The organism is Flaviflexus sp. (assembly GCF_041440645.1).
In the GTDB taxonomy this organism is placed as follows: domain Bacteria; phylum Actinomycetota; class Actinomycetes; order Actinomycetales; family Actinomycetaceae; genus Flaviflexus.
The window spans coordinates 1-19,789 of the sequence record NZ_JASDVN010000021.1; the positions used below are offsets into that span (position 1 = coordinate 1).

20 protein-coding genes are annotated in these 19,789 nt (G+C 59.6%); 13 read left to right on the forward strand and 7 right to left on the reverse strand.

Annotated features, from left to right (window positions below; all coding sequences use genetic code 11):
* The first annotated feature begins 712 nt into the window (after window positions 1-712).
* A complete protein-coding gene (locus tag QMB98_RS02935) occupies window positions 713-1,453 on the forward strand; it encodes a hypothetical protein (protein ID WP_371684155.1) in 741 nt (246 codons plus the stop codon).
* An 81-nt stretch (window positions 1,454-1,534) separates the two neighbouring features.
* Here QMB98_RS02935 and QMB98_RS02940 read toward each other — a convergent pair whose 3' ends face one another.
* Entirely contained in the window at window positions 1,535-1,714 is a 180-nt protein-coding gene (locus QMB98_RS02940) for a hypothetical protein (protein ID WP_371684156.1), read from the reverse strand.
* Between the two features lie 143 nt (window positions 1,715-1,857).
* On the opposite strand from QMB98_RS02940, the gene QMB98_RS02945 reads away from it, so the two are divergent.
* The 3 genes from QMB98_RS02945 (at window position 1,858) to QMB98_RS02955 (ending at window position 4,946) form a co-directional block, all read left to right on the forward strand.
* A complete protein-coding gene (locus QMB98_RS02945) occupies window positions 1,858-2,178 on the forward strand; it encodes a YchJ family protein (protein WP_371684157.1) in 321 nt (106 codons plus the stop codon).
* Between the two features lie 168 nt (window positions 2,179-2,346).
* Window positions 2,347-3,783 carry an NAD-dependent malic enzyme gene (locus QMB98_RS02950; protein ID WP_371684158.1) on the forward strand — a complete coding sequence of 479 codons (1,437 nt, stop codon included), beginning with the start codon at window positions 2,347-2,349 and terminating at the stop codon, window positions 3,781-3,783.
* A 203-nt stretch (window positions 3,784-3,986) separates the two neighbouring features.
* On the forward strand, window positions 3,987-4,946 hold the full coding sequence (locus tag QMB98_RS02955) for an AEC family transporter (protein ID WP_371684159.1): 960 nt from the start codon (window positions 3,987-3,989) through the stop codon (window positions 4,944-4,946).
* 34 nt (window positions 4,947-4,980) lie between these two features.
* On the opposite strand, the gene QMB98_RS02960 is transcribed toward QMB98_RS02955, so the two are convergent.
* Entirely contained in the window at window positions 4,981-5,232 is a 252-nt protein-coding gene (locus QMB98_RS02960; RefSeq protein WP_371684160.1) for a GNAT family N-acetyltransferase, read from the reverse strand.
* A complete protein-coding gene (locus QMB98_RS02965) occupies window positions 5,121-5,894 on the reverse strand; it encodes a hypothetical protein (protein WP_371684182.1) in 774 nt (257 codons plus the stop codon). The genes QMB98_RS02960 and QMB98_RS02965 overlap by 112 nt, the downstream gene beginning before the upstream one ends.
* A gap of 199 nt (window positions 5,895-6,093) precedes the next feature.
* On the opposite strand from QMB98_RS02965, the gene QMB98_RS02970 reads away from it, so the two are divergent.
* From QMB98_RS02970 to QMB98_RS02995, 6 genes are all read left to right on the forward strand, one after another.
* Window positions 6,094-6,729, forward strand: a complete 636-nt coding sequence (locus tag QMB98_RS02970; protein ID WP_371684161.1) for a class I SAM-dependent methyltransferase — start codon at window positions 6,094-6,096, stop codon at window positions 6,727-6,729.
* Window positions 6,730-6,752: 23 nt separating this feature from the next.
* Entirely contained in the window at window positions 6,753-7,280 is a 528-nt protein-coding gene (locus tag QMB98_RS02975; protein ID WP_371684162.1) for a hypothetical protein, read from the forward strand.
* A 397-nt stretch (window positions 7,281-7,677) separates the two neighbouring features.
* Window positions 7,678-9,843 (forward strand): anaerobic ribonucleoside-triphosphate reductase, encoded by a 2,166-nt coding sequence (gene nrdD, locus QMB98_RS02980; RefSeq protein ID WP_371684163.1) that lies wholly within the window; start codon window positions 7,678-7,680, stop codon window positions 9,841-9,843.
* The gene (gene nrdG, locus QMB98_RS02985) at window positions 9,844-10,476 is read left to right on the forward strand and encodes an anaerobic ribonucleoside-triphosphate reductase activating protein (RefSeq protein WP_371684164.1); all 633 of its coding nucleotides are present in this window, start codon (window positions 9,844-9,846) and stop codon (window positions 10,474-10,476) included.
* Between the two features lie 518 nt (window positions 10,477-10,994).
* Window positions 10,995-11,693, forward strand: coding sequence for an MFS transporter (locus tag QMB98_RS02990; protein ID WP_371684165.1), 699 nt, complete (start codon window positions 10,995-10,997; stop codon window positions 11,691-11,693).
* 130 nt (window positions 11,694-11,823) lie between these two features.
* Complete coding sequence (locus tag QMB98_RS02995; protein ID WP_371684166.1) at window positions 11,824-12,534, forward strand: lysoplasmalogenase; 711 nt, start codon at window positions 11,824-11,826, stop codon at window positions 12,532-12,534.
* Window positions 12,535-12,738: 204 nt separating this feature from the next.
* Here the strand turns inward: QMB98_RS02995 and QMB98_RS03000 are convergent, their stop codons facing one another.
* From QMB98_RS03000 to QMB98_RS03015, 4 genes are all read right to left on the reverse strand, one after another.
* Complete coding sequence (locus tag QMB98_RS03000) at window positions 12,739-14,655, reverse strand: heavy metal translocating P-type ATPase (protein ID WP_371684167.1); 1,917 nt, start codon at window positions 14,653-14,655, stop codon at window positions 12,739-12,741.
* 168 nt (window positions 14,656-14,823) lie between these two features.
* Window positions 14,824-15,300, reverse strand: coding sequence for a VOC family protein (locus QMB98_RS03005; RefSeq protein ID WP_371684168.1), 477 nt, complete (start codon window positions 15,298-15,300; stop codon window positions 14,824-14,826).
* A 13-nt stretch (window positions 15,301-15,313) separates the two neighbouring features.
* On the reverse strand, window positions 15,314-15,817 hold the full coding sequence (locus tag QMB98_RS03010; protein ID WP_371684169.1) for a phosphoribosyltransferase: 504 nt from the start codon (window positions 15,815-15,817) through the stop codon (window positions 15,314-15,316).
* Window positions 15,818-15,934: 117 nt separating this feature from the next.
* Window positions 15,935-16,894: a diaminopimelate dehydrogenase gene (locus QMB98_RS03015; RefSeq protein ID WP_371684170.1), complete on the reverse strand. Its 960-nt coding sequence runs from the start codon at window positions 16,892-16,894 to the stop codon at window positions 15,935-15,937.
* A 346-nt stretch (window positions 16,895-17,240) separates the two neighbouring features.
* Here QMB98_RS03015 and QMB98_RS03020 point away from each other — a divergent pair, with 346 nt between their 5' ends.
* The 3 genes from QMB98_RS03020 to QMB98_RS03030 all read left to right on the forward strand — a co-directional run bounded on the left by QMB98_RS03020 (window position 17,241) and on the right by QMB98_RS03030 (window position 19,377).
* Entirely contained in the window at window positions 17,241-18,293 is a 1,053-nt protein-coding gene (locus QMB98_RS03020) for an Atu2307/SP_0267 family LLM class monooxygenase (RefSeq protein ID WP_371684171.1), read from the forward strand.
* 83 nt (window positions 18,294-18,376) lie between these two features.
* On the forward strand, window positions 18,377-19,069 hold the full coding sequence (locus tag QMB98_RS03025; RefSeq protein ID WP_371684172.1) for a PepSY domain-containing protein: 693 nt from the start codon (window positions 18,377-18,379) through the stop codon (window positions 19,067-19,069).
* Complete coding sequence (locus tag QMB98_RS03030) at window positions 19,069-19,377, forward strand: GNAT family N-acetyltransferase (protein ID WP_371684173.1); 309 nt, start codon at window positions 19,069-19,071, stop codon at window positions 19,375-19,377. Before QMB98_RS03025 ends, QMB98_RS03030 begins: the two co-directional genes overlap by 1 nt.
* Window positions 19,378-19,789 lie beyond the last annotated feature (412 nt).

The window sequence follows — 19,789 nt, forward strand, 5'->3', positions numbered from 1 at the left end:
CCATCCCCAACTTCGAAATCAAAGAAAACCTGCCAACTACTTGACGCGGGACACGGGCGTGGGCTTAGTGCTTACAGGTGTGCCCTGAAACCGGCGGTGGGGTTGTGAGGCATCTAGCCGCTTAGCGACAACAACAAGCGCACATCATTGCGCGCATACACATGGTCTTGGCGCTACGAGCAGCGTCAGAGGAACCGAAAGCGATGTTGTTGAACATGCAAGCACAGTAAAACAGTTCGGGCTGTCTGTCACATTTCGCTCAGGTAAATCTCAGGAACTGAGAAGTCACGTGTCCCGCGAGTAGCGATCAGGGTTGAAGCTATGTCACCTCCCGCCCTCGCGCTTTGCTGACGGTTGTGGCCCCGGATTTTGACTCAACTTCCGCGTGCCGGTTGGGTCCCATATCGCTGATATGTCGCGACACACGGATCCTCGGATGTCCTCATCCGCTCATGGCAAGACTGACGAGATCTGGGCGAATTGGTTTCGAAAAGATTCTTATCGGGTGGTGCTTTGTCAGCTGGCGTCGTGAGACGAGCGCCTAGTGAACGGCGATCATTTTGTGAATGAAATCACTGTGAAGCGATGGGTGATTGGGATGGCTTGCTCGGACGTTGGTCGCACCATCGCTAGGTACATAGGCCCACCAAACGCCTGGCAAATTCGTTAAGAATCGATAGGGAGAAGACCCTCCAAAGATTGTGATCCTCCCATGAAGCACACCATCCGCATCGCCACCGTCATGTCAGCCCTGCTCGTTCTTGCCGGATGTGGCAATACTGATGATTCCGCTGACGAGAACCAGTCGGTCAACGGAGACTCAACAACGACAGATGACGTGCCGGACGAAGAGGTGGCTGCGTTGTCGGCCGAGTTCATTGAGGAGTACGAGGGGCTCAACGGCGGGACAAACAGCCGCGGCGCCGAGTACATGGACGTGACCATCCCAGAAGACCACCGATTCCTGCCCTCGTCAGAGGCGGAGATTCGGGAACTCTTGGAGGACGGGGATGGGGCGATCTACTTTGGATTCCCGGAGTGCCCGTGGTGCAGGAACGCGGTGGGGCCGCTCAATGAAGCAGCGGCTGCCGTCAACCTCGAGCAGATTCACTACGTCAACGTCTCAGACATGAGGGGGCAGAAGTCTCGCGGTCAGGGCAACAACGTTGAGGTCGATGAGGAGGCCACAGAATTCTACGAGTACCTTCTCGAGGAGCTTGGTGAGTTCGCTCCCGAGTACCCGGGTCTTGAAGGATCAGGGGAACGCAGGATCCTCGTTCCCCTCGTGGTTACGGTTGTCGAGGGCGAAGTTGTGTCCAGCCACCTCGGCACTGTCGAATCTCAGACCGACCCGACCATTCCGCTTGACGACGAGCAACGACAGGAACTCATCTCTACCTACAGCGAGATGTTCGAAGAGATCCCGGGCTGCGGACCTCTGTACTGTGAGTAAGACCGCGTCTGGTCCTTGTTCTTTTGGGATGCATTTCGTCGTCGTACGAGAACGTCGATCAGGGAATGCGGAGCGAGGGGCCTAGGCCTTCTCTGTCTCGATTGTGTCGACGAGGGATGCTCGCACGGTCAGCACCTTCTTCTTGAAGGAACCAACGGCGTAAAAGACGAAGAGCTCGCCCTCCTGGCGGTAATTGCGAGCCTCCACCTGTTGCGAGAACGTGGCTGATCCAGTGTCGCCGTAAATGTTGAAAACTGCCATGGCCAATCCTTTCCGTGTGTGCTCGGACCGCACTCCGCGTCCCCTCCACCTTATCGGCCGGCGGGTTCTCTGACGAGGGCGGTTCCGGCCGAGTGCGGTTTTTACTGGGGGCGCGGGGTTCGCCTGCCACTAGAGTGGGGCCCGTGGATATCACGACTGCCGAAGATCTCATGCGCTCACGATTTGCCGCGTTCAAGCGTGGCGACTCCCAGTGGCTGTACAACACCTGGCACCCCACGACTCGGCCGGAATTGGTTGACCTTGAGGACAATCCGACGTGGCGGGGGCTGCAGATCATCGAGACGGTTGATGGTGGGGCTGGGGACGACACCGGCATCGTCGAGTTCCGAGCCACCTACCTCGAACCCGAAGGTGGCATTGGTGTGCTCCACGAAAGGTCGCGCTTCGTTCGCGAGGATGGTGCCTGGTACTACCTCGATGCGATCGAGACCGCGGGCGCCTGAGCGGGACTATTGGCCAGTACTAGGTACTTGATCTTGGTGTAGCCATCAAAACCAAAGGGTGTTTTGCGCAGTTTCCCAAGGTGTTACAGCATTTCTTAGTGGGAGATTTGTAGCGAATCCTCCTAGAATTATGGGGTACGCACAAATCAGCTCGTTGAGGAGTTTCACGTGGTTTCACCCAGTCCAGGCTATGCCATTACTTTCCGGGTGGAGACCCCGGCATCGTTCTCCGCAAGCTCCGACGTCACGGTCGCGATCGGAGAAACCGGAGCCGCCATCACGGGCCTCGACGTTGTTGGATCTGACCAGCAGAGCATGATTATTGACGTGTCGGCGAACGCCAGGGGGCTACGGCACGTGGAGAAGATCAAGGCGAAGGTCAACAGCCTCCCAGGTACGAGCGTGCTCCGCGTATCGGATCAAACCTTCGTCATGCACTCAAAGGGCAAGCTCGAGATTGCATCGAAGATTCAGCTCCGCAACCGCGAGGACCTTTCCCGTGCATACACTCCCGGTGTTGCTCGCATCAGCACCGCGATTGCCGAGAACAACGACAACGCGTGGCGGTTCACGATGAAGGCCAACACGGTGGCAATCGTGACCGACGGTACCGCCGTTCTCGGTCTTGGCGACATCGGACCCGAGGCCGCCATGCCCGTCATGGAGGGCAAGGCCATTCTCTTCAAGCAGTTCGGCCAGGTTGATGCCTGGCCCGTCGCACTCGATACGAAGGACACGGAAGAGATCATCAGCATCTGCAAGGCGATTGCTCCCGCCTACGGCGGCATTAACCTTGAGGACATCTCCGCACCTCGCTGCTTCGAGATTGAACGCAGGCTCCGCGAGGAGCTCGACATTCCCGTGTTCCACGACGATCAGCACGGCACCGCAATCGTGACCCTCGCAGCCCTCGTCAATGCGCTCAAGGTCGTGGGGAAGACGATGGCGGACATTCGCGTTGTTGTGTCCGGTGTCGGCGCCGCCGGCTACGCCATCATCCGCCTCCTCATGAAGTCCGGAGTCCGCCACATCCGCGCTACGGGACGAAACGGCGTCATTGTTCGCACCGAGGAGTATACGGACGAGCACAGGATCTGGTTGGCAAACAACACGAACGAGGAGGGCTTCTCCGGAACCCTGAAGGAAGCGGTTGTTGGCGCCGATGTCTTCATTGGCGTGTCCGCACCGAACTTGCTTGACGGTGACGACATTGCCGCCATGAACGAGGATGCCATCGTGTTTGCTATGGCGAACCCGGATCCGGAAGTCGACCCCGAGGTCGCCTCCGAACATGCCGCAATCGTGGCAACGGGACGCTCGGACTTCCCAAACCAGATCAACAACGTCCTCGTTTTCCCCGGGTTCTTCCGCGGCCTGCTCGATGCTCAGGCCACGGACGTTACGGACGACATGATGGTTGCCGCAGCTGACGCCATCGCCGGAACCATCACCGATGAGGAACTGAACCCCGGATTCCTCATCCCTTCCGTGTTCGATCCGCGCGTGCTACCGGCAGTGTCGGAGGCCGTGAAGCAGGCGGCGCTCGACAGTGGTCTCGTCAAGAACATCGACATGGATGAAGACGTCATGAACAACAAATCGTGATGGGTGGGGCGGGCGCCAATGCGGGCCCCCGCCACGCCCTTGTTCATGTCCACCATGCGCAACTTACTCGGCAAGAGAAGTTGCGGGCTTCTCACGAAGTGAGTGGGGGAGCTTGCACCCGCGGGTGCCGACATAGGGTTTGTTCGTTACAGTTGCGAAGAATGCTGCAGGCATTGCGCCATCCTTGCTCAGAGTGGGAGGCAGTGCCGGTGGATGTGGTTGTTGTCAGCGCACCACTCTTTACGCTCATCCTCATCGGCTACCTCGCCGCCCGGTTCGGGCTCATCCCCATCGAGGCAATCAAGGGTCTCAACAACTACGTTCTCTACTTCGCCATCACCTCCATGCTGTTCCGCATGGGATCCTCCGCGTCCCTCGAGCAGGCAATCAACCCGACAGTGCTCACGGTGTGGCTGCTGGCCTGCTGGAGCGTCCTCGGCCTGGCGATGGCCTACGGTCGGACCCAGGGGAGAACCTGGCTCGCCACATCGTTCGGTGCGCTCGCGGCGGCGCTACCGAATGCTGGCTTCATGGGAATCGCGCTCGTCACCGCCGTGCTCGGAACCGAGAACCTCCACATCATGGTTCCCATCATCTTGGCTGACACGGTTGTTCTTCAGGGAACGGCGATCGCCTTCTCCCAGCTCGATGCTGCGAGCAATCAGGGGATCCTGGCGAAGCTCAAAGTCTCCTTCTCGGGAGTCCTCAAGAACCCCATGGTCTGGGGAACGGTGACCGGTGTCTTCTGGGGCGCTACAGGGTGGGCGTTACCTAGCATCCTTGCCAACCTGGTCGACATCCTTGCCGACTCGGCGACACCGGTCGCTCTGTTCACGGTCGGAGCGGTGCTGTTCCGTGAACAAAGACGGGTATCGGAACGACCCTCCTCCAAGGACTTCGTTGCGTGGATTGCCTTCCTTAAGCTCCTAGTACTCCCGCTCATCATGTGGGGTCTCGGTGTGCTCGCCATGAGGATGGGCCTGCCGCTCACCAGTGGTGAACTTGCCGTCCTTGTTCTCGTGGCCGCACTGCCCAGCGCCGCAAACACGACACTGCTGGCCGAGAAGTTCGGGGCCGACAGCGGCCTCGTTGCCACCGCCTTGCTAACAACCTCGACGATTGGTTTCGTGACCTTCAACGTGGTCGCCACCCTCGTGTCGTAACGAAGGGTCGTGTCGTTACGAAAGATGCTCGGGACTAGGCCGCGACGCTGTACACCAGGTCCGGGACGGGCCTGTCTGCGGTGAATCCGGCCGAGACATAGGCGTGGATCGAATTACAGTTTGAGGTGTTTGTGCACACGAGACCGCTCGATGCACCCATCTGCTCTAGGTGCTTCATGGCGGCGGTGACGAGCTGCTTGCCGTAACCCTGGCCCCTGTGCTCCGGGTGAATGGCGAGGGGCTCGAGAAGGCCGGGGCGTCCCCTGCCGGCAGACCATACGGACACGACACCGATGATGGTCTCGGAGTCGTAAGCAACGAGTGTCGACTCTCGACCAGGTTCGCTGAAACCATTGCCTTGAATGTCCTGATGGCCTCCTTGAGTTCACCACCCTTGTACGGGGTCTTGTGGAAGCCAGAGCGATGGACCACCAACCAGTCTCTGACCGCATCACTGAGAACCTCTTCAACGTGCAGATCCAGTTCGTCGAGAAGAGCGTCGAGGTCGGTGCTCAGGTTGTTGAAGTCGAAGCGGAGCGGGGTCCACAGCTCACCGGGAGACCAACCAAGAGTTGCAAGATAGTCGTTAAGGGCGCGTGCGCCACGGGCTTCGATGAATCGTTCACCCACGCTGAACACGGCGCCGGGATGGGGTGAGGGGATGAGGTCGTTGCCGAGGGCGTGAGCGAACTCCTTGTCGCCAGTGACAGTGGAAGACAGCGCAAGCCGAAGAAGGTGGGGACCGTCGAACATGCCGATGGCGAGAATGGTTTCGTCAAGGCTCCAGACCCTCAGGTCCGCAGCCGTGGCCTCGGGGCCCCTCAGGCTGTGCCAGCCAATGTCGCCGGGATGAAGTTGAACCGGCAAGTTGTCTTCCTGCCATGAACTGAGCGTTTCGATCACGGTGGGGAGGTCGGTGACATCCGGGATCGACATTGAAACCTGCATTTGCCCATTCCATCACGCATGCTGAAGCGTTGCAAAGAAAAGCGGAACTTGCCTGAGCACGTGTTTTGAGTGCTATTGAATTGACCTGATTAGTGGATCGGACTGTCTTCTCTGACTGTGGGGTTGAGAAAGAGTCGAGACATCACGCCCTTGACGGAACTGCTTGCCCCGCCCTGCCGAGTTGGCGACACTTGACACTATGTCGCACCGCGAGAACCAGCCGAACGTAACCGACCCCCACCAGTTCTGGGAGAACAGGTATGGGGGTAAGGGTGCTGTGTGGACCGGGAAGGTCAACAGTGTCCTTGCTGAGGTTGGGGGAAGGCTCCCGGTCGGACGAGCCCTCGATCTTGGTTGCGGCGAAGGCGGCGATGTTATTTGGCTTGCAAAGCAAGGCTGGTCCGCGACCGGCATCGACATTTCACAGAATGCGGTGAGGCGAGCCCAAGGCACTGCGCAGGCGGAAGGGTTGTCTGAGAAGCAGGCACGATTCGTTGCAGGTGACCTGACCGATCTGGATGTTCGGGGCGAGTTCGATCTCGTGACCGCAAGCTTCTTCCAGTCCCCGGTCGCACTCGACCGCCGCCACATCCTCCGTAAGGCATCTCAGCTGGTAGGTCATGGTGGGCACTTCCTCATTACCTCCCATGCTGTCATGCCCCACCACCCGAACCAGGACTCGCTCGTGAAGCCTCAGGACGAGGTAGCTGGGCTGGCGCTGTCCCCGGACAGCTGGGAGCTGGTGATCTCGGAACTACGGCCCCGCACCCACACCGACCGGGACGGCAACGAACTCGAGCTTGAGGACTCCGTTGTTCTGTACAAGCGCATCTGAACAGTAGGCTTCACGGAGGAATCATGGCAGCCGAACCACGTCCCGCAGACTCGGATTCAACCGACTGGACCTTTGTGATCGACCAGAGGTGCCAGCAGTGCGGCTACGTTCCCCATGATGTCGTGACAACTGCCCGGCGTCTCGCCCAGGTGCCGGGCCGATGGGTCGAGGTGCTCCAGCGAGACGGGGCAACAATGCGCCCCTCAGAAGGCGTGTGGTCGCCCGTCGAGTACGCCTGCCACAGCCGGGACCTCATCACTGTTCTCGGTGATCGAGTCGGCGCAATGCTCGACTCCGATCGCCCCACGTTCGCCAATTACGACGGCGAGGCGGAAGCAGTAGCTGGTAAGTTCTGGGCCGCGGATCCTGCACTCGTGAGCGAGCAGATTGGGGACTCAATGGATCGGACTCTTTTCATATACGGCCGGGTTGGTGAAGCCGACTGGGAGAGGGTGGGCCTGCGCGGGGACGGAGTGGAGATGACCGTCGCTGGACTCAGTCGATACCTCCTCCACGATCTCGAACACCACCTCGTCGACGTCGACGGCTAAGACTCGGTGAGGACTCGTTGTGCGCCACGAATCGTGCATGGCTGGTCTGTGTGGGTGAGCGTTTGATCAACCCTGACCGCCCGGATGGCTGGCCGGCCCAAATCAGTGGCCGAGATTACGCATAGCGGTCGCATAAGTCTGCAAATGCAAGTTTATTATGCGAATACTGTGGACGGTAAGACACGGGCATTTTGGACATTTGTGACGACTTTTTGAGTGTCGCGGATCGTGTTCCCGCCACCATCTGCGGAGTCGCGTGGAAAGCTCCCTCTGCATATTTGACCGGTGCGACGAGTTGCTGACGACGCGCGGAATCGCACTTGGTTTGGTACTTACATAGGTGTAATTTGGAAGGCGAGACACAAGATGTAGTATTCAGAGAAGAAAGAGGCACAAGATGTCGTTGTTATCGGAGAATCGGGTCACAACCGACAATGTTGTCGTGAAGCGTGATGGTCGTACCGTTCGCTTCGACGCAAGCAAGATCTATCGCGCTGTCGAAGCGGCTCTTCTCGATCGTGGAATGGAGAATCACGAGTTTGCGAGCTCGGTAACGGCTGATGTCGTGGCTGAGCTCGGGGACGGAATATTGGATATTCCGACAATTCAGAACGCAGTCGAGAACCGCCTCATGAAGTCGGAGTACCCCGAGGTCGCACGCGCGTACATTGAGTACCGCCACGACCGCGACAAGGACCGCGAGCAGGCCATGGACCTGCAGTATTCCGTGGGTCGCCTTCTGCGCCGCGAGAAGTCGGTCGTCAACGAGAACGCGAACAAGGATGCGACCGTTTTCAATACTCAGCGCGACCTGACGGCGGGTTCTGTTGCTAAGGCTTTCGCTCTCAAGGAGATGCTGCCCAGGCCTGTGGCGAACGCTCACATCAAGGGAGACATCCACTTCCACGACCTGGATTACAACCCTTTCCAGCCCATGACCAACTGCTGCCTCATCGACATCCCCTCCATGCTTCGAGACGGATTCCAGATCGGCAACGCTCGGGTGGAGTCCCCGCGCTCGATCAACACCGCGACCGCTCAGATTGCTCAGATCATCGCTAACGTTGCTTCGTCGCAGTACGGCGGCTGTTCCGTGGACCGTACGGATGAGGTGCTGGCACCCTATGCTCGCCTGAACTACGCGAAGCACGTCGCCACCGCAGAGAAGTGGGTCGCTGAGGAACTGCGCGAGGAATACGCGATGGAGAAGACTCGCAAAGACATCTACGATGCCATGCAGTCCCTCGAGTACGAGATCAACACCCTCTATTCCTCCAACGGTCAGACCCCATTCGTCACCCTTGGCTTCGGTCTTGGTACCGATGTTTTCGAACGCGAGATTCAGAAGGCGATCCTTCAGGTCCGCATCGGCGGCATTGGCCGTGACAAGCACACCGCGATCTTCCCGAAGCTCGTGTTCGGCCTGCGTCGAGGCGTCAACCTGGAGCCCGCCGATCCGAATTACGACATCAAGCAGCTCGCACTTGAGTGCTCCACGAAGCGCATGTACCCGGACGTTCTCTCCTACGACAAGCTCACGGAGATTGAGGGTGACTACAAGGTCCCGATGGGATGCCGTTCCTTCCTTCCCAAGTGGATCGATCCGCAGACCGGTGAGCCCGTCAATGCTGGCCGCAACAACCTCGGCGTGGTCACGCTCAACATCCCCCGCATCGCCATCGAGGCACGTGGCGACATGGATAGGTTCTGGGAGCTCCTGAACGAGCGCATGGAGATCGTCAAGGAAGCCCTGCTCTACCGCATCGCCAGGTGCGAGGAAGCCACCCCGGCCAATGCGCCCATCCTCTACCAGCATGGCGCCCTCGGGAAGCGAGCTGAGCCGGAGAGCGAGTCTGTTTCTGAGTTCTTCCAGAACTACCGCGCCACCGCCTCGATCGGATACATCGGCCTCTACGAAGCAGCAACCTGCTTCTTTGGGCCGGAGTGGGAGACCAACCGTGAGGCCAAGGACTTCACTCTCGATATCGTCAAGACCATGAACCAGCATGCTGAGGAGTGGCGAGCAGAAAGCCCGTACTGGTTCTCCGTGTACGCAACTCCCTCCGAGTCGCTCACGGACCGGTTCTGCCGGCTCGATCGCGAAAAGTTTGGTGACATCGCCGATGTGACGGACAAGGACTACTACACGAACTCGTACCACTACGACGTTCGCAAGAAGATCACTCCGTTCGAGAAGATCGAGTTTGAATCCGAGTACCCCCAATACTCCAAGGGCGGCTTCATCCACTACTGCGAGTACCCGAAGCTCACCCACAACACTCGCGCACTGGAAGCGGTGTGGGATTTTGCGTACGACCGGGTTGCCTACCTCGGCACCAACACTCCGATCGACAAGTGCTACGAATGCGGGTTCGAAGGCGAGTTCAAGGCAACCGCAGCCGGCTTTGCGTGCCCCGACTGCGGGAACGAGGATCCGAAGACCTGTGACGTCGTGAAGCGCACCTGTGGCTACCTTGGTAACCCACAGCGCCGCCCCATGGTGCACGGTAGACACACGGAGATCGCAAGCCGCGTCAAGCACATGGATGAGGTCGAGAGGTAAGTGCCTCACCTCGACATTGATGGCATCACGCAGCCGGCGACAGGGGAGTGGGACGGACGAACCCTTTCCGCCGGCTACGTGGCCGACTACAAGCCGTTCAACTTCGTTGACGGTGAGGGAGTGCGGTGCTCACTGTACGTTTCGGGATGTCCATTCAAGTGTCCAGGCTGCTACAACGAGGCCGCGCAGTCCTTCAGGTACGGCGCCCCTTACACGCAGGAGCTTGAAGAGAGGATCCTTGCTGATCTGGCCCAGCCGTACGTAGCGGGACTCTCGCTCGTCGGTGGCGAGCCGTTCCTTGCCACCCCCACACTCATTCCTCTCGTGCGTCGCGTGAAGGAAAGCTTTGGGGGCGACAAGAGTGTCTGGATCTGGTCCGGTTTTACCTACGAGCAGCTGACCCACGACACCGAGGACAAGCAGGAGCTCCTATCGCTTAGTGACGTCCTTGTTGATGGCCCGTTTATCAAACAGCTCTACCACCACGATCTCGCGTTCCGTGGCTCCTCCAACCAGCGCATCATCGACCTTGCCTTGAGTCGGGCACAGGGAGAGGTGGTGCTGTGGGAGAGTGAACGGCGCGACACCGAGGACCGCGTCCCGTTCCTCAACCCTGCCCCGCCCCGTTCCTGACCGGGAAAGGCCTCTCTCATCGGGGGAGCCAACCTCTGCTCTCGTACTCGTTGATCCCGCCTCGGGATATGCTGGCCTGCGGTGAAGGATTCTGTGTTGCGCGAGCCCGGCATGCCGCTGCTGGTGACGATGACCGCGCTAGGCTTTTCCGGGTATGCAGCACTCATGCCTGTCGCACCCCTGTGGGCAACCCACGGTGGAGCGGACTCGGGAGGGGCCGGACTCGTCAATGCCGTGCTCATGGCGGTCACTGTCCTGACCCAGCTGACCGTACCCAGCGCGCTTCGCCGATTCGGTTGGGTGCTCGTGCTGGCATTCGGCATGATCATGCTCGGACTCCCCACGGCCGGGTTCTTCTTCAGCTCTGACCTCACGTGGGTTCTCGTCTGCTCGGGGCTGCGCGGGCTCGGTTTCGGCGTCATTACCGTGACCGGAAGTGCCCTCACTGCGGAACTAGTCAGTCCCTTCCGCAGGGCGAGGCCATCGGCATCTACGGACTTGCGATCGCAATACCCCAGGTGCTCCTCATTCTTGCGAGCCCTTGGATTGTCGAGAAGATCGGCTTCACCGTCATCTTTGCTATCGGCCTCCTCCCAATCCTGGGAGCAGTCCCGGCCATCAAGCTGGGACGAAGAATCGAGAATCTTCCAAAACCGCTCGAGCCCCCGCCCTACCGGAAACTCGTTCGACCCATGGTCCTGCTCTTGGCGGCAACGCTGGCGGGTGGAGTGCTCATCACCTTCATGGCTCAGATGATCGAGAGCGCCACCATCGTCATGGTGGCATTGCTCGTCATGATGGTGACAACCGCCCTCGTACGATGGCGAATCGGATTCCTAGCCGACAAGTTTGGTGCGGGAGTCTTCGTCCTGCCACTGGTCCTCATGACCGTGATTGGAATGTCGCTCATTGCGCTCGCGGTCAGGGACTACTCGAACACATCAATCCCCGCGCTCATTGCAGGGTGCGTGTGCGTTGGTGCGGCCTATGGCGGGCTCCAGAACCTCACCTTGGTGCTGTCTTTCCAGGCCGTGGAGCGTGAGCACTACGGGGCCGCGAGCACGACCTGGAACGTTGGTTTCGATACCGGCACGGGCCTTGGCTCACTGCTGATCGGTTGGATTGCCACCGGTTCCTCATTCAGCGCAGCAGTCATGGTCAGCGCAGGATTGTCCGCACTGACCATCCCACTCGCCATCAACCGGCCCAAGAACTAGCGGGGCGCGCGCCTCGTTTCAACTCGGCCGCTTCATGGCACATCGTGGTCGTTTGCGCCGATTCTGGGAAAGTCCTGGGATTCCAACGTATGCTCTTTCTCAGGCGCAAATGCCCCGCGAAGGAGTCGACATGAGTAAGCCTGCTGAAGCTAGCGTCCCGGCTATCATCGCCGCCACGGCAGCCTTCTATGTCGTCGTCCTCATCCACCTCATCGGACAGCTCTTTTCTCCCGCCTCGGCGATCACCGAGGTGAGTCAGGTGTTGCTCATGGCGACCCTGGGGGTGAAGCTCTGGGTGAATACCCACAGCCCGCGCGGATGGCTCGTCCAGCTCGGACTGGCGGCGCTGTTCTTCTCCTGGGTCGGGGATACACTCCCGCGTTTCCTCGATGGGGACGGCGGGTTCTTGGCAATGATCGGAGGCTTCCTGATCGCCCAGGCCTGCTACGTGGTGGCATTCTGGCCGTACCGGAAGAACTCGATTCTCACGAAGCCTCTTCTCATCATCCCGTACGCGCTCGCCGCGATCGCCCTCGTCGCACTGTGCGGCGAAGGAGCGGGTAGCCTCCTCGTTCCTGTCATCGTCTACGCCATTGTCATCTTGGCCATGGCAGTATTGGCGACGGGCCTCGGCCCCTACGCCACCGCAGGTGGCATCATCTTCCTTGTTTCCGATGCCCTCATCGCGCTCCGCGCCTTTGCCGACTTCACGCTACCCGCCCACGGCTTCTTCGTCATGCTCACGTACATCGTTGGTCAGGGACTCCTCGTGTACGCGATCCAGAACATCTCTAACGGTCAACAGGCTCCTCGCCACCAGCCAGCATCGACACTCCGGTAGGGGCCGTGCCACCGGCACGTCTCTGTCGCGGGCTCGAAGGGTCCCGGTAATCGGCTGGGAATGGCCCGCAGTACCAAACGCTGAACTAACGGGAGGGTGGGTGGGCCGATCTCAATCGGCCCACCCACCCTTACCTTAGGTTTGATAGCAGTACTTGGCTTGCTTCCTCGGCATCCTTGGTTCGCTCGGAATGACCTGCACTTGCTAGGCTACGAGGGTCTCACGTTCACTCTGTGGAGCGACTGGTGCTTGATCGTTCTGCTTTCTGCCACGCAGGAGCCGCATCGCGTTGACGATGACGATGAGGACGGATGCTTCGTGGACGAGCATGCCGATTGCCATGGTGACACCACCGGCAAACACTCCCGCGAGCAGTGCCGCGACGGTGATGAGAGCGATCGAGATGTTCTGCTTCATGACGCTCACCGTGCGCTTGGCGAGGTGGATGGACTCCGGGATCTTCGTGAGGCGGTCGGACATGAGGGCGATGTCGGCGGTCTCGACCGCAACATCGGTGCCAGCGGCACCCATGGCGATACCAATGTCTGCGGTGGCGAGTGCGGGTGCGTCGTTGACGCCATCCCCAACCATGGCGACACGGTATCCCTGGGACATCATCTCCTCGATTGCGGTGAGCTTGTCCTCGGGCAGGAGACCGGCGCGCACCTCATCGATACCAACCTGCTTTGCGATTGCGTTCGCGACGAGGGGAGAGTCGCCGGTCAGCATGACGACCTTCTTGACTCCTGCCCTGTGGAGGTCTTCGACCATGGCCTTCGCGTCATCACGCACCCTGTCGGCAACGGCGATGACGCCAAGGATTGTTCCGTCGACTGCGACGATCATGGGAGTTTGGCCGCGGCTAGCGAGATCGTTGGCCGTTGTCTCGGCTACCTCTGGTGTCAGGACTCCTTCCTGGTCCAGCAGTGCTGCGTTGCCGACGAGGATGCGCTGTCCCTGGGAGGTAGCGATGATGCCCTTGCCGGCTACGGGTTCGGTGACCTCGGGGAATCCGGGGGTGGCAATGCCGTGCTCCGTTGCTGCCTGAAGAATCGGACGAGCAAGCGGGTGTTCGGATCCTGCTTCAGCGCGGGCAGCGATCTCGAGGACCGCGTCAGGGGTCGTGAATTTATCCAGGACCACGATGTTTGTGAGGACGGGACGTCCTTCGGTGAGGGTACCGGTCTTATCGAGAGCAACGGCGTTGATCTTCGCGGAGTTCTCGAGGAACTCGCCGCCCTTGATGAGGATGCCGTCCTTTGCGGCCCTGCCGATACCGGCCACGATGGCGACGGGGATGGAGATGACGAGCGCTCCCGGGCAACCAATGACCAGCAGTGTCAGCGCCAGGGTGAGGTCGCGAGTGACGAGGCCAAACACAATGGCGAGGACGATGATGGCGGGGGTGTACCACTGGGAGAAGCGGTCGATGAATGCCTGGGTCTTGGCCTTGGCCTCGGCCGCCTCTTCCACGCGGGTGATGATGCGGGCGAGAGTTGTGTCAGCTCCGATGCCGGTGGCCTCAACTTGAAGCAGGCCGCCCGTCGAGATGGTTCCAGCGAACACCTGGTCGCCTTCGCCCTTGGAGGCGGGGATGGACTCGCCCGTGATTGAGGCTTCGTCGAGCGCTCCGGACCCGGAGATGACGATGCCGTCGACCGGCACCTTCGATCCGTTCTTGATGACGATGGTTTCGCCGATCTTGACTGATCCGGCGGGGACCTCGACCTGTTGGTCGTCCCTCAGGACTATCGCAACATCGGGTGCGACCTCGATGAGATCCGAGAGCGCTGAGCGAGTCTTGTTCATCGTGCGGGCCTCGAGGGCGTGACCGAAGGAGAACAGTAAGGTGACGGCCGCGGCCTCCCAGTAGTTCGCGATGATGATGGCGCCGATTGCGGCAACCGAAACGAGCAGGTCGATCGCGATGCTTCCCACCCGTAGCGCCCTGACCGCCTTGCGAACGATGGGTGTACCGGCAACCACTGCCGCCATCATCATGAAGATGTCACCCCAGAGAGACGAGCCGACCACTCCGGATGCAATCCACGACGAGATGATGAGTCCGCCAGCAACCGTGGGGATACCCCAGGGGCCGCGTAACCAGGAGAGTGCTTTCATTGTTCCTTCCAATCTTCTATTGCCCGCGTGGGCTAACAGTTAGAAGATATTTCGGAACAGCGTGAGCAACCATGACCCCCGTCAATTTACGGAAAAGTGGTTCTTTCCTTGAATTGCGTAGGGTTTCTCGGAGGATGATCGAGTTTCCTACGGGAGTTGTGGGCTTTCTTAGGAGATGGCGGCGGCTTTCTGGAGCTCGTCGACGTCGATTTTCCTCATGGTGAGCATGACCTCGCCAACGCGCCTGGCAACCTCGGGATCGGAGTGGTTGATGAGCTCGACGAGACGGCGCGGCACAACCTGCCACGAGAGCCCGTACCTGTCCTTGAGCCAGCCGCACTGGGATTCCTCACCGCCCGCGGTCAGGGCGTTCCAGTAGTAGTCAACTTCCTTCTGGTCGGCGCAATCGATCTGGAAGGAGATGGCTTCGCTGAATTGGAAGTACGGTCCGCCGTTGAGTGCGGTATAGCGAGTGCCGTCAAGTTCGAATTCGACGGTGAGGACCGCTCCTTCGCCCACGCTGGGATTGTCTATCGGGGAGCGATCGACTCGCAAGATCTTTGAATTGGGGAATGTGCTGCAGTAGAACTCGGCCGCCTCTTCGGCGTCCTTATCGAACCAGAGGCATGGGATTGTGCTCGGCATGGTGAGCCCCCTCTCAGGGTTGAGGAGTAACTGGTGGCTTGTCCGACCAGGGGAACACGATCCACTGGTCAGTGTTCCGCCACACGTAGTCCGGGCTCACGACCGAGCGGGGCTTTGCGTAGATCACGGCGGAACGAACGTCGGCATTATGTTCATTCAAAATGTCGACAACGAGGGCAAGGGTGCGACCGGAGTCGGCGACGTCGTCAACGACGAGAAGCTTCTGACCGGAGATGTTCTCCGTGTCCAGTAGTGGAGCCAACAGAACCGGGTCGGGGAGGGTTTCGTTGACGTCGGTGTAGAACTCGACGTTCATGGCGTCCGAGAGCTTGACGCCGAGGGAGTAGGAGAGTGCCCCGGCCGGGAGGAGGCCGCCGCGAGCGACCGCGATGATGATGTCGGGAGAGAATCCTGAGTCCGCAATGATTTGGGCGAGTTCACGGGATGCTGTCCCGAATCCCTCCCAGGTCAAAACTTCCTTCTCGGTCAGATCCGATGAGTCAGCGTGGTAAGCCATTCCTCTCCTTTGTTCAAAGAAAAGCCTACCCCGCTATCGGCGTAGCGGGGTAGGCGTCACTGCAACATCAACTGGCTGCGGCGGAGGACGTGCCTGGGTCAGTTGATACTGAGGTATTTAGACATCGCGAGCAAGCAGCTCTTCGAGCGACTCGGGTGCGAGCAGGTACGGCGGAACCTCGAGAACGGTGAAGGCGCCAGCCTGACCGGCCTCGTGCAGACGGTATGCTGCACGACCGTAAGCAACCTGAACGGCTGCCGTGAAGGCGGGGTTCGACTCAAGGTTGAGGGTGAACTCTACGGCATTGTGGGTGCCGCCAAGATCGCCCGAGGTGATGACGTGGCCACCGTGGGGGAGACCCTGGTGGTTAGCCTCGAACTCCTCCTCGGAGATGAAGTGAACCTCGACCTCGTAGCCCACGAAGTAGTCCGGCATGGTGCGGATCTCGTTCTCGATGCGGTCGTGATCGGCCGGGTCGGCAACGATCCAACACTGACGCAGGTGAGCGTTGTGACCGGTGATGTCCTGACCGTTGCCGGAGCGAGCGGACTCAATAGCCTCGTCGCGGGGGATCGTGTACTGGACTGCGCGAGTCACGCCCTCAATGCGACGCAGAGCATCGGAGTGGCCCTGCGACACGCCCTTGCCCCAGAAGGTGTTCTGCTGACCCTCGGGGAAGAGGGAGGACGCGATGGTGCGGTTGAGGGAGAAGAGGCCCGGGTCCCAGCCGGTCGACACGATGGCGACGTTCCCGGCTGCGAACGATGCTTCTTCCATGGCCGCGTAGTGGGCGGGAATGTGCTTGTGGTTGTCGTACGTGTCAACGGTCGTGAAGTTGGCGGCGAAAGCCGTTGCCTGCTCCGGGATGTCGGTTGCGGAACCAACGCAGAGGAACAGCACGTCGACCTGGTCGGCGTACGAGTCGATGTCGGCGACGGGGAATACCGGGGTGTCAGTGTCTAGCTCTGCACGGCGGGAGAAAATGCCGACAAGCTCGAAGTCGCTCTGACGCTTGATGTTTTCTTCGACGCTCCGTCCGAGATTTCCGTAACCTACGATTGCGGCTCTAATTGACATTGTGGAGTCCTTCTCTCGAGCTTTGTTTGTGAGTTCAGAATAAATGAGAATCATTCACAATTGCGAATCAGAAAATCTGTCCCAAGATGTGATCGCATCCATTTTTTCCACCCTCGTAGCGGCGCCCGGACCGCTGTTAAATGGCTTATTTTCAATATTTCAAGAGATCCTCGATGTCGAATTGCGCTCCTCTCGGTCGCGTTTCCCCGGCTGGTAACAAGGATTCCTGTGAGGAAACTTACCAAATTTTGAGGGGTGAACGCAAAAGCGTCTCGACGTTTCTCGTGGGAATATAGTTGAGCTTTCAATTGTTTACGTGGGTGAGTTTCAAAGAATGGTAGGAAGAATGGAAAACACATCCGGTCCGACGTCCGTCGAGTTTGGTTTGAACACGTTCGGTGACATCACCCCCGGCCCCGACGGTCAACCCAAGCATGCGGCCCAGGTTATTCGCGACGTCGTCGAGGAGGCGGTCCTTGCCGACTCGATAGGCATTCAGGCCTTCGGCATCGGTGAGCATCACCGCGACGACTTCGCTGTCTCAGCCCCGGACATGGTCCTTGGAGCAATTGCCTCCCGCACGGACAACATCAAGCTGGGTACCGCTGTCACAGTTCTATCCTCGGATGATCCGCTCCGTGTATACGAACGCTTTGCCACCCTCGACGCGGTGGGCAACGGTCGGGCCGAGGTCATTGTTGGTCGCGGATCCTTTACCGAGTCGTTCCCGCTCTTTGGCTACAAGCTTGACGACTACAACGTGCTGTTCGAAGAGAAGTTTGAGATCTTCGCCGAAACCCTCAAGGAACGCCCGATCCGGTGGCGGGGAACGCACCGCGCTCCCATCGAAGGCGCAATCCTCACCCCGGCAACCGAGAATGGTCTGTCCGCATGGGTGGGTGTTGGTGGCTCGCCCGAGTCCGTGCTGCGTTCCGTGCGCAGGGGAGTTCCGATGATGCTCGCCATCATCGGTGGCGCTCCCGCGAGGTTCCGCCCCTATGTTGACCTCTACCAGCAGGCACAGAAGGAACAGGGCGTGGATCCCATGCCGCTTGGCATGCACTCTCCCGGCCACATCGCCGAGACTGACGAGAAGGCCCGCGAGGAGCTCTGGGAGCCGTTCCGTCTCAACCGAATCCGCATCGGTCGCGAGCGGGGATGGCCGGACCCGACGTACGAGGACTTCGTGTCCGAGATCGAGCACGGAGCTCTCTTTGCTGGTTCTCCCGAGACCGTAGCCCAGAAGATTTACGAGAACGTCCGCGTGCTCGACGTGGATCGCTTCGACCTCAAGTACGCGAATGGCATGATGCCGCACGAGCAGATGATGAACTCGATCGAGCTCTACGGCACCAAGGTGCTGCCCCGCGTGCGAGAGATGCTGTCCAGGGCTCTCTAATCTGACTTTCATCTTGACCTGAAAGGGTTAGGTTGAAACGACGAGTGAGATGTCCACCATCTCGCGCTCATTGGAGGAAACTCATGAACAGGATGACAACTCTCGGTGCCGCAGCCGCTCTTGCCCTGACTCTGGCGGCGTGCTCTGACTCGAACGACACGGAAGCTGACGAGACGCCGGTCGATACCGCTGCGCAGTCCATTGAACCTCAGGACTCCGGTAGCGGAGAGGATGGTGTGGACGACCGGAACGAAGAGGGTGGCGATGCCACTGACGATTCGGGCGATGCCACCACGCCGAGCGAGGACAACGCCTCGGGCACCACACCCGACCGCACCACCGACCTGCGAGACTACGAGTTCGAGATCTCGCTCCGCGAGGCAATCGAGCTGAGCAACTCTCACACCGGCGGTGGCACGATCCACCAGGCCGGTATGGACTGGAGTGACGACAGTGGAGCCTGGGTCTGGGAGATCGACACGATCGGTGACGGTCGCGAGTGGGAGCTCGAAATCGATGCGACCACGGGGGAGATCCTCGTCCGTGACCAGGATGATGAGGATGATAATGAGCAGGCAGTTGACCCCTACGGGGATGTTGACTACCTGTCTGCCATGCAGACTGCGACCGGAGAAGTTGCCGGGACGGTGACAGGATGGTCCCTCGACTGGGATGATGATCGAGAAATTTACACCATCGAAATCAGCACCGGTGGAGACGATACCGATGTGGAAATTGACGCCATCAGTGGCGAGATTGTTGAGATTGACGACTAATGATTGAAGTACGCAACAACGTAGAGAAGTCCCGCTACGAGGTTCTCGTCGACAGCGGAGTGGTCGGCTACGCCGATTACAAGGTTGAGGGCGATGTCCTCACCGCACCCCACACCGTGGTCGACAAGGACCAGGGTGGCAAAGGACTTGCTGGCAAGATGGTGACCCAGCTTCTTGACGATGCGAGGGACGCCGGTCAGTCGGTTATCCCGGAGTGCCCGTACGTTGCTGGATTCATTGGAAAGAACCCCGAGTATCTCGAGCTTGTTCCCGAGGATCGTCGCGCAGATTTCGGTCTCGACAAGTAACACACCTGTCGAAACTCCTGCCCGAACGGACCGGATCTAGCGGGATCTGAATGGGAGATCCGAGACTCATGGGTGTGGCCACGCAGAAGCGTGGCCACACCCATGAGTCTCGGTGACCGCTCCCCGGGGCGAGCTCCCCGGACGGGAAAGTGTGGGCTAAAACGTTGATGTAGCAAGGAATAGTGGAAGTTGACCCTTGGGCGTCAAGGCAGAATCGAGCGACTTTGGGCGGTCGTGGGGAGTTCTCATTCTGATGGCACTGTCTTGGTCGCATTAGCCTCGAAGCATGAACACTGAAACTACTCGCCCAGCAACGTCCTTCTACCTCGACTGCGCCATTGCCGTCACCTCCGGCATCGCCGGAGCCGCATGGTCCATCTCCCAGGGCGGCGTCCTCGCCCCGATCTTCATC

Excerpts from the sequence above, each read along its gene's own strand:
- QMB98_RS02935 (WP_371684155.1), top strand. The coding sequence starts at position 713 with ATGAAGCACACCATCCGCATCGCCACCGTCATGTCAGCCCTGCTCGTT.
- QMB98_RS02940 (WP_371684156.1), bottom strand. The coding sequence starts at position 1,714 with ATGGCAGTTTTCAACATTTACGGCGACACTGGATCAGCCACGTTCTCG.
- QMB98_RS02965 (WP_371684182.1), bottom strand. The coding sequence starts at position 5,894 with ATGCAGGTTTCAATGTCGATCCCGGATGTCACCGACCTCCCCACCGTG.
- QMB98_RS02970 (WP_371684161.1), top strand. The coding sequence starts at position 6,094 with ATGTCGCACCGCGAGAACCAGCCGAACGTAACCGACCCCCACCAGTTC.
- QMB98_RS02975 (WP_371684162.1), top strand. The coding sequence starts at position 6,753 with ATGGCAGCCGAACCACGTCCCGCAGACTCGGATTCAACCGACTGGACC.
- nrdD (WP_371684163.1), top strand. The coding sequence starts at position 7,678 with ATGTCGTTGTTATCGGAGAATCGGGTCACAACCGACAATGTTGTCGTG.
- QMB98_RS02995 (WP_371684166.1), top strand. The coding sequence starts at position 11,824 with ATGAGTAAGCCTGCTGAAGCTAGCGTCCCGGCTATCATCGCCGCCACG.
- QMB98_RS03000 (WP_371684167.1), bottom strand. The coding sequence starts at position 14,655 with ATGAAAGCACTCTCCTGGTTACGCGGCCCCTGGGGTATCCCCACGGTT.
- QMB98_RS03005 (WP_371684168.1), bottom strand. The coding sequence starts at position 15,300 with ATGCCGAGCACAATCCCATGCCTCTGGTTCGATAAGGACGCCGAAGAG.
- QMB98_RS03010 (WP_371684169.1), bottom strand. The coding sequence starts at position 15,817 with ATGGCTTACCACGCTGACTCATCGGATCTGACCGAGAAGGAAGTTTTG.
- QMB98_RS03015 (WP_371684170.1), bottom strand. The coding sequence starts at position 16,894 with ATGTCAATTAGAGCCGCAATCGTAGGTTACGGAAATCTCGGACGGAGC.
- QMB98_RS03020 (WP_371684171.1), top strand. The coding sequence starts at position 17,241 with ATGGAAAACACATCCGGTCCGACGTCCGTCGAGTTTGGTTTGAACACG.
- QMB98_RS03025 (WP_371684172.1), top strand. The coding sequence starts at position 18,377 with ATGAACAGGATGACAACTCTCGGTGCCGCAGCCGCTCTTGCCCTGACT.
- QMB98_RS03030 (WP_371684173.1), top strand. The coding sequence starts at position 19,069 with ATGATTGAAGTACGCAACAACGTAGAGAAGTCCCGCTACGAGGTTCTC.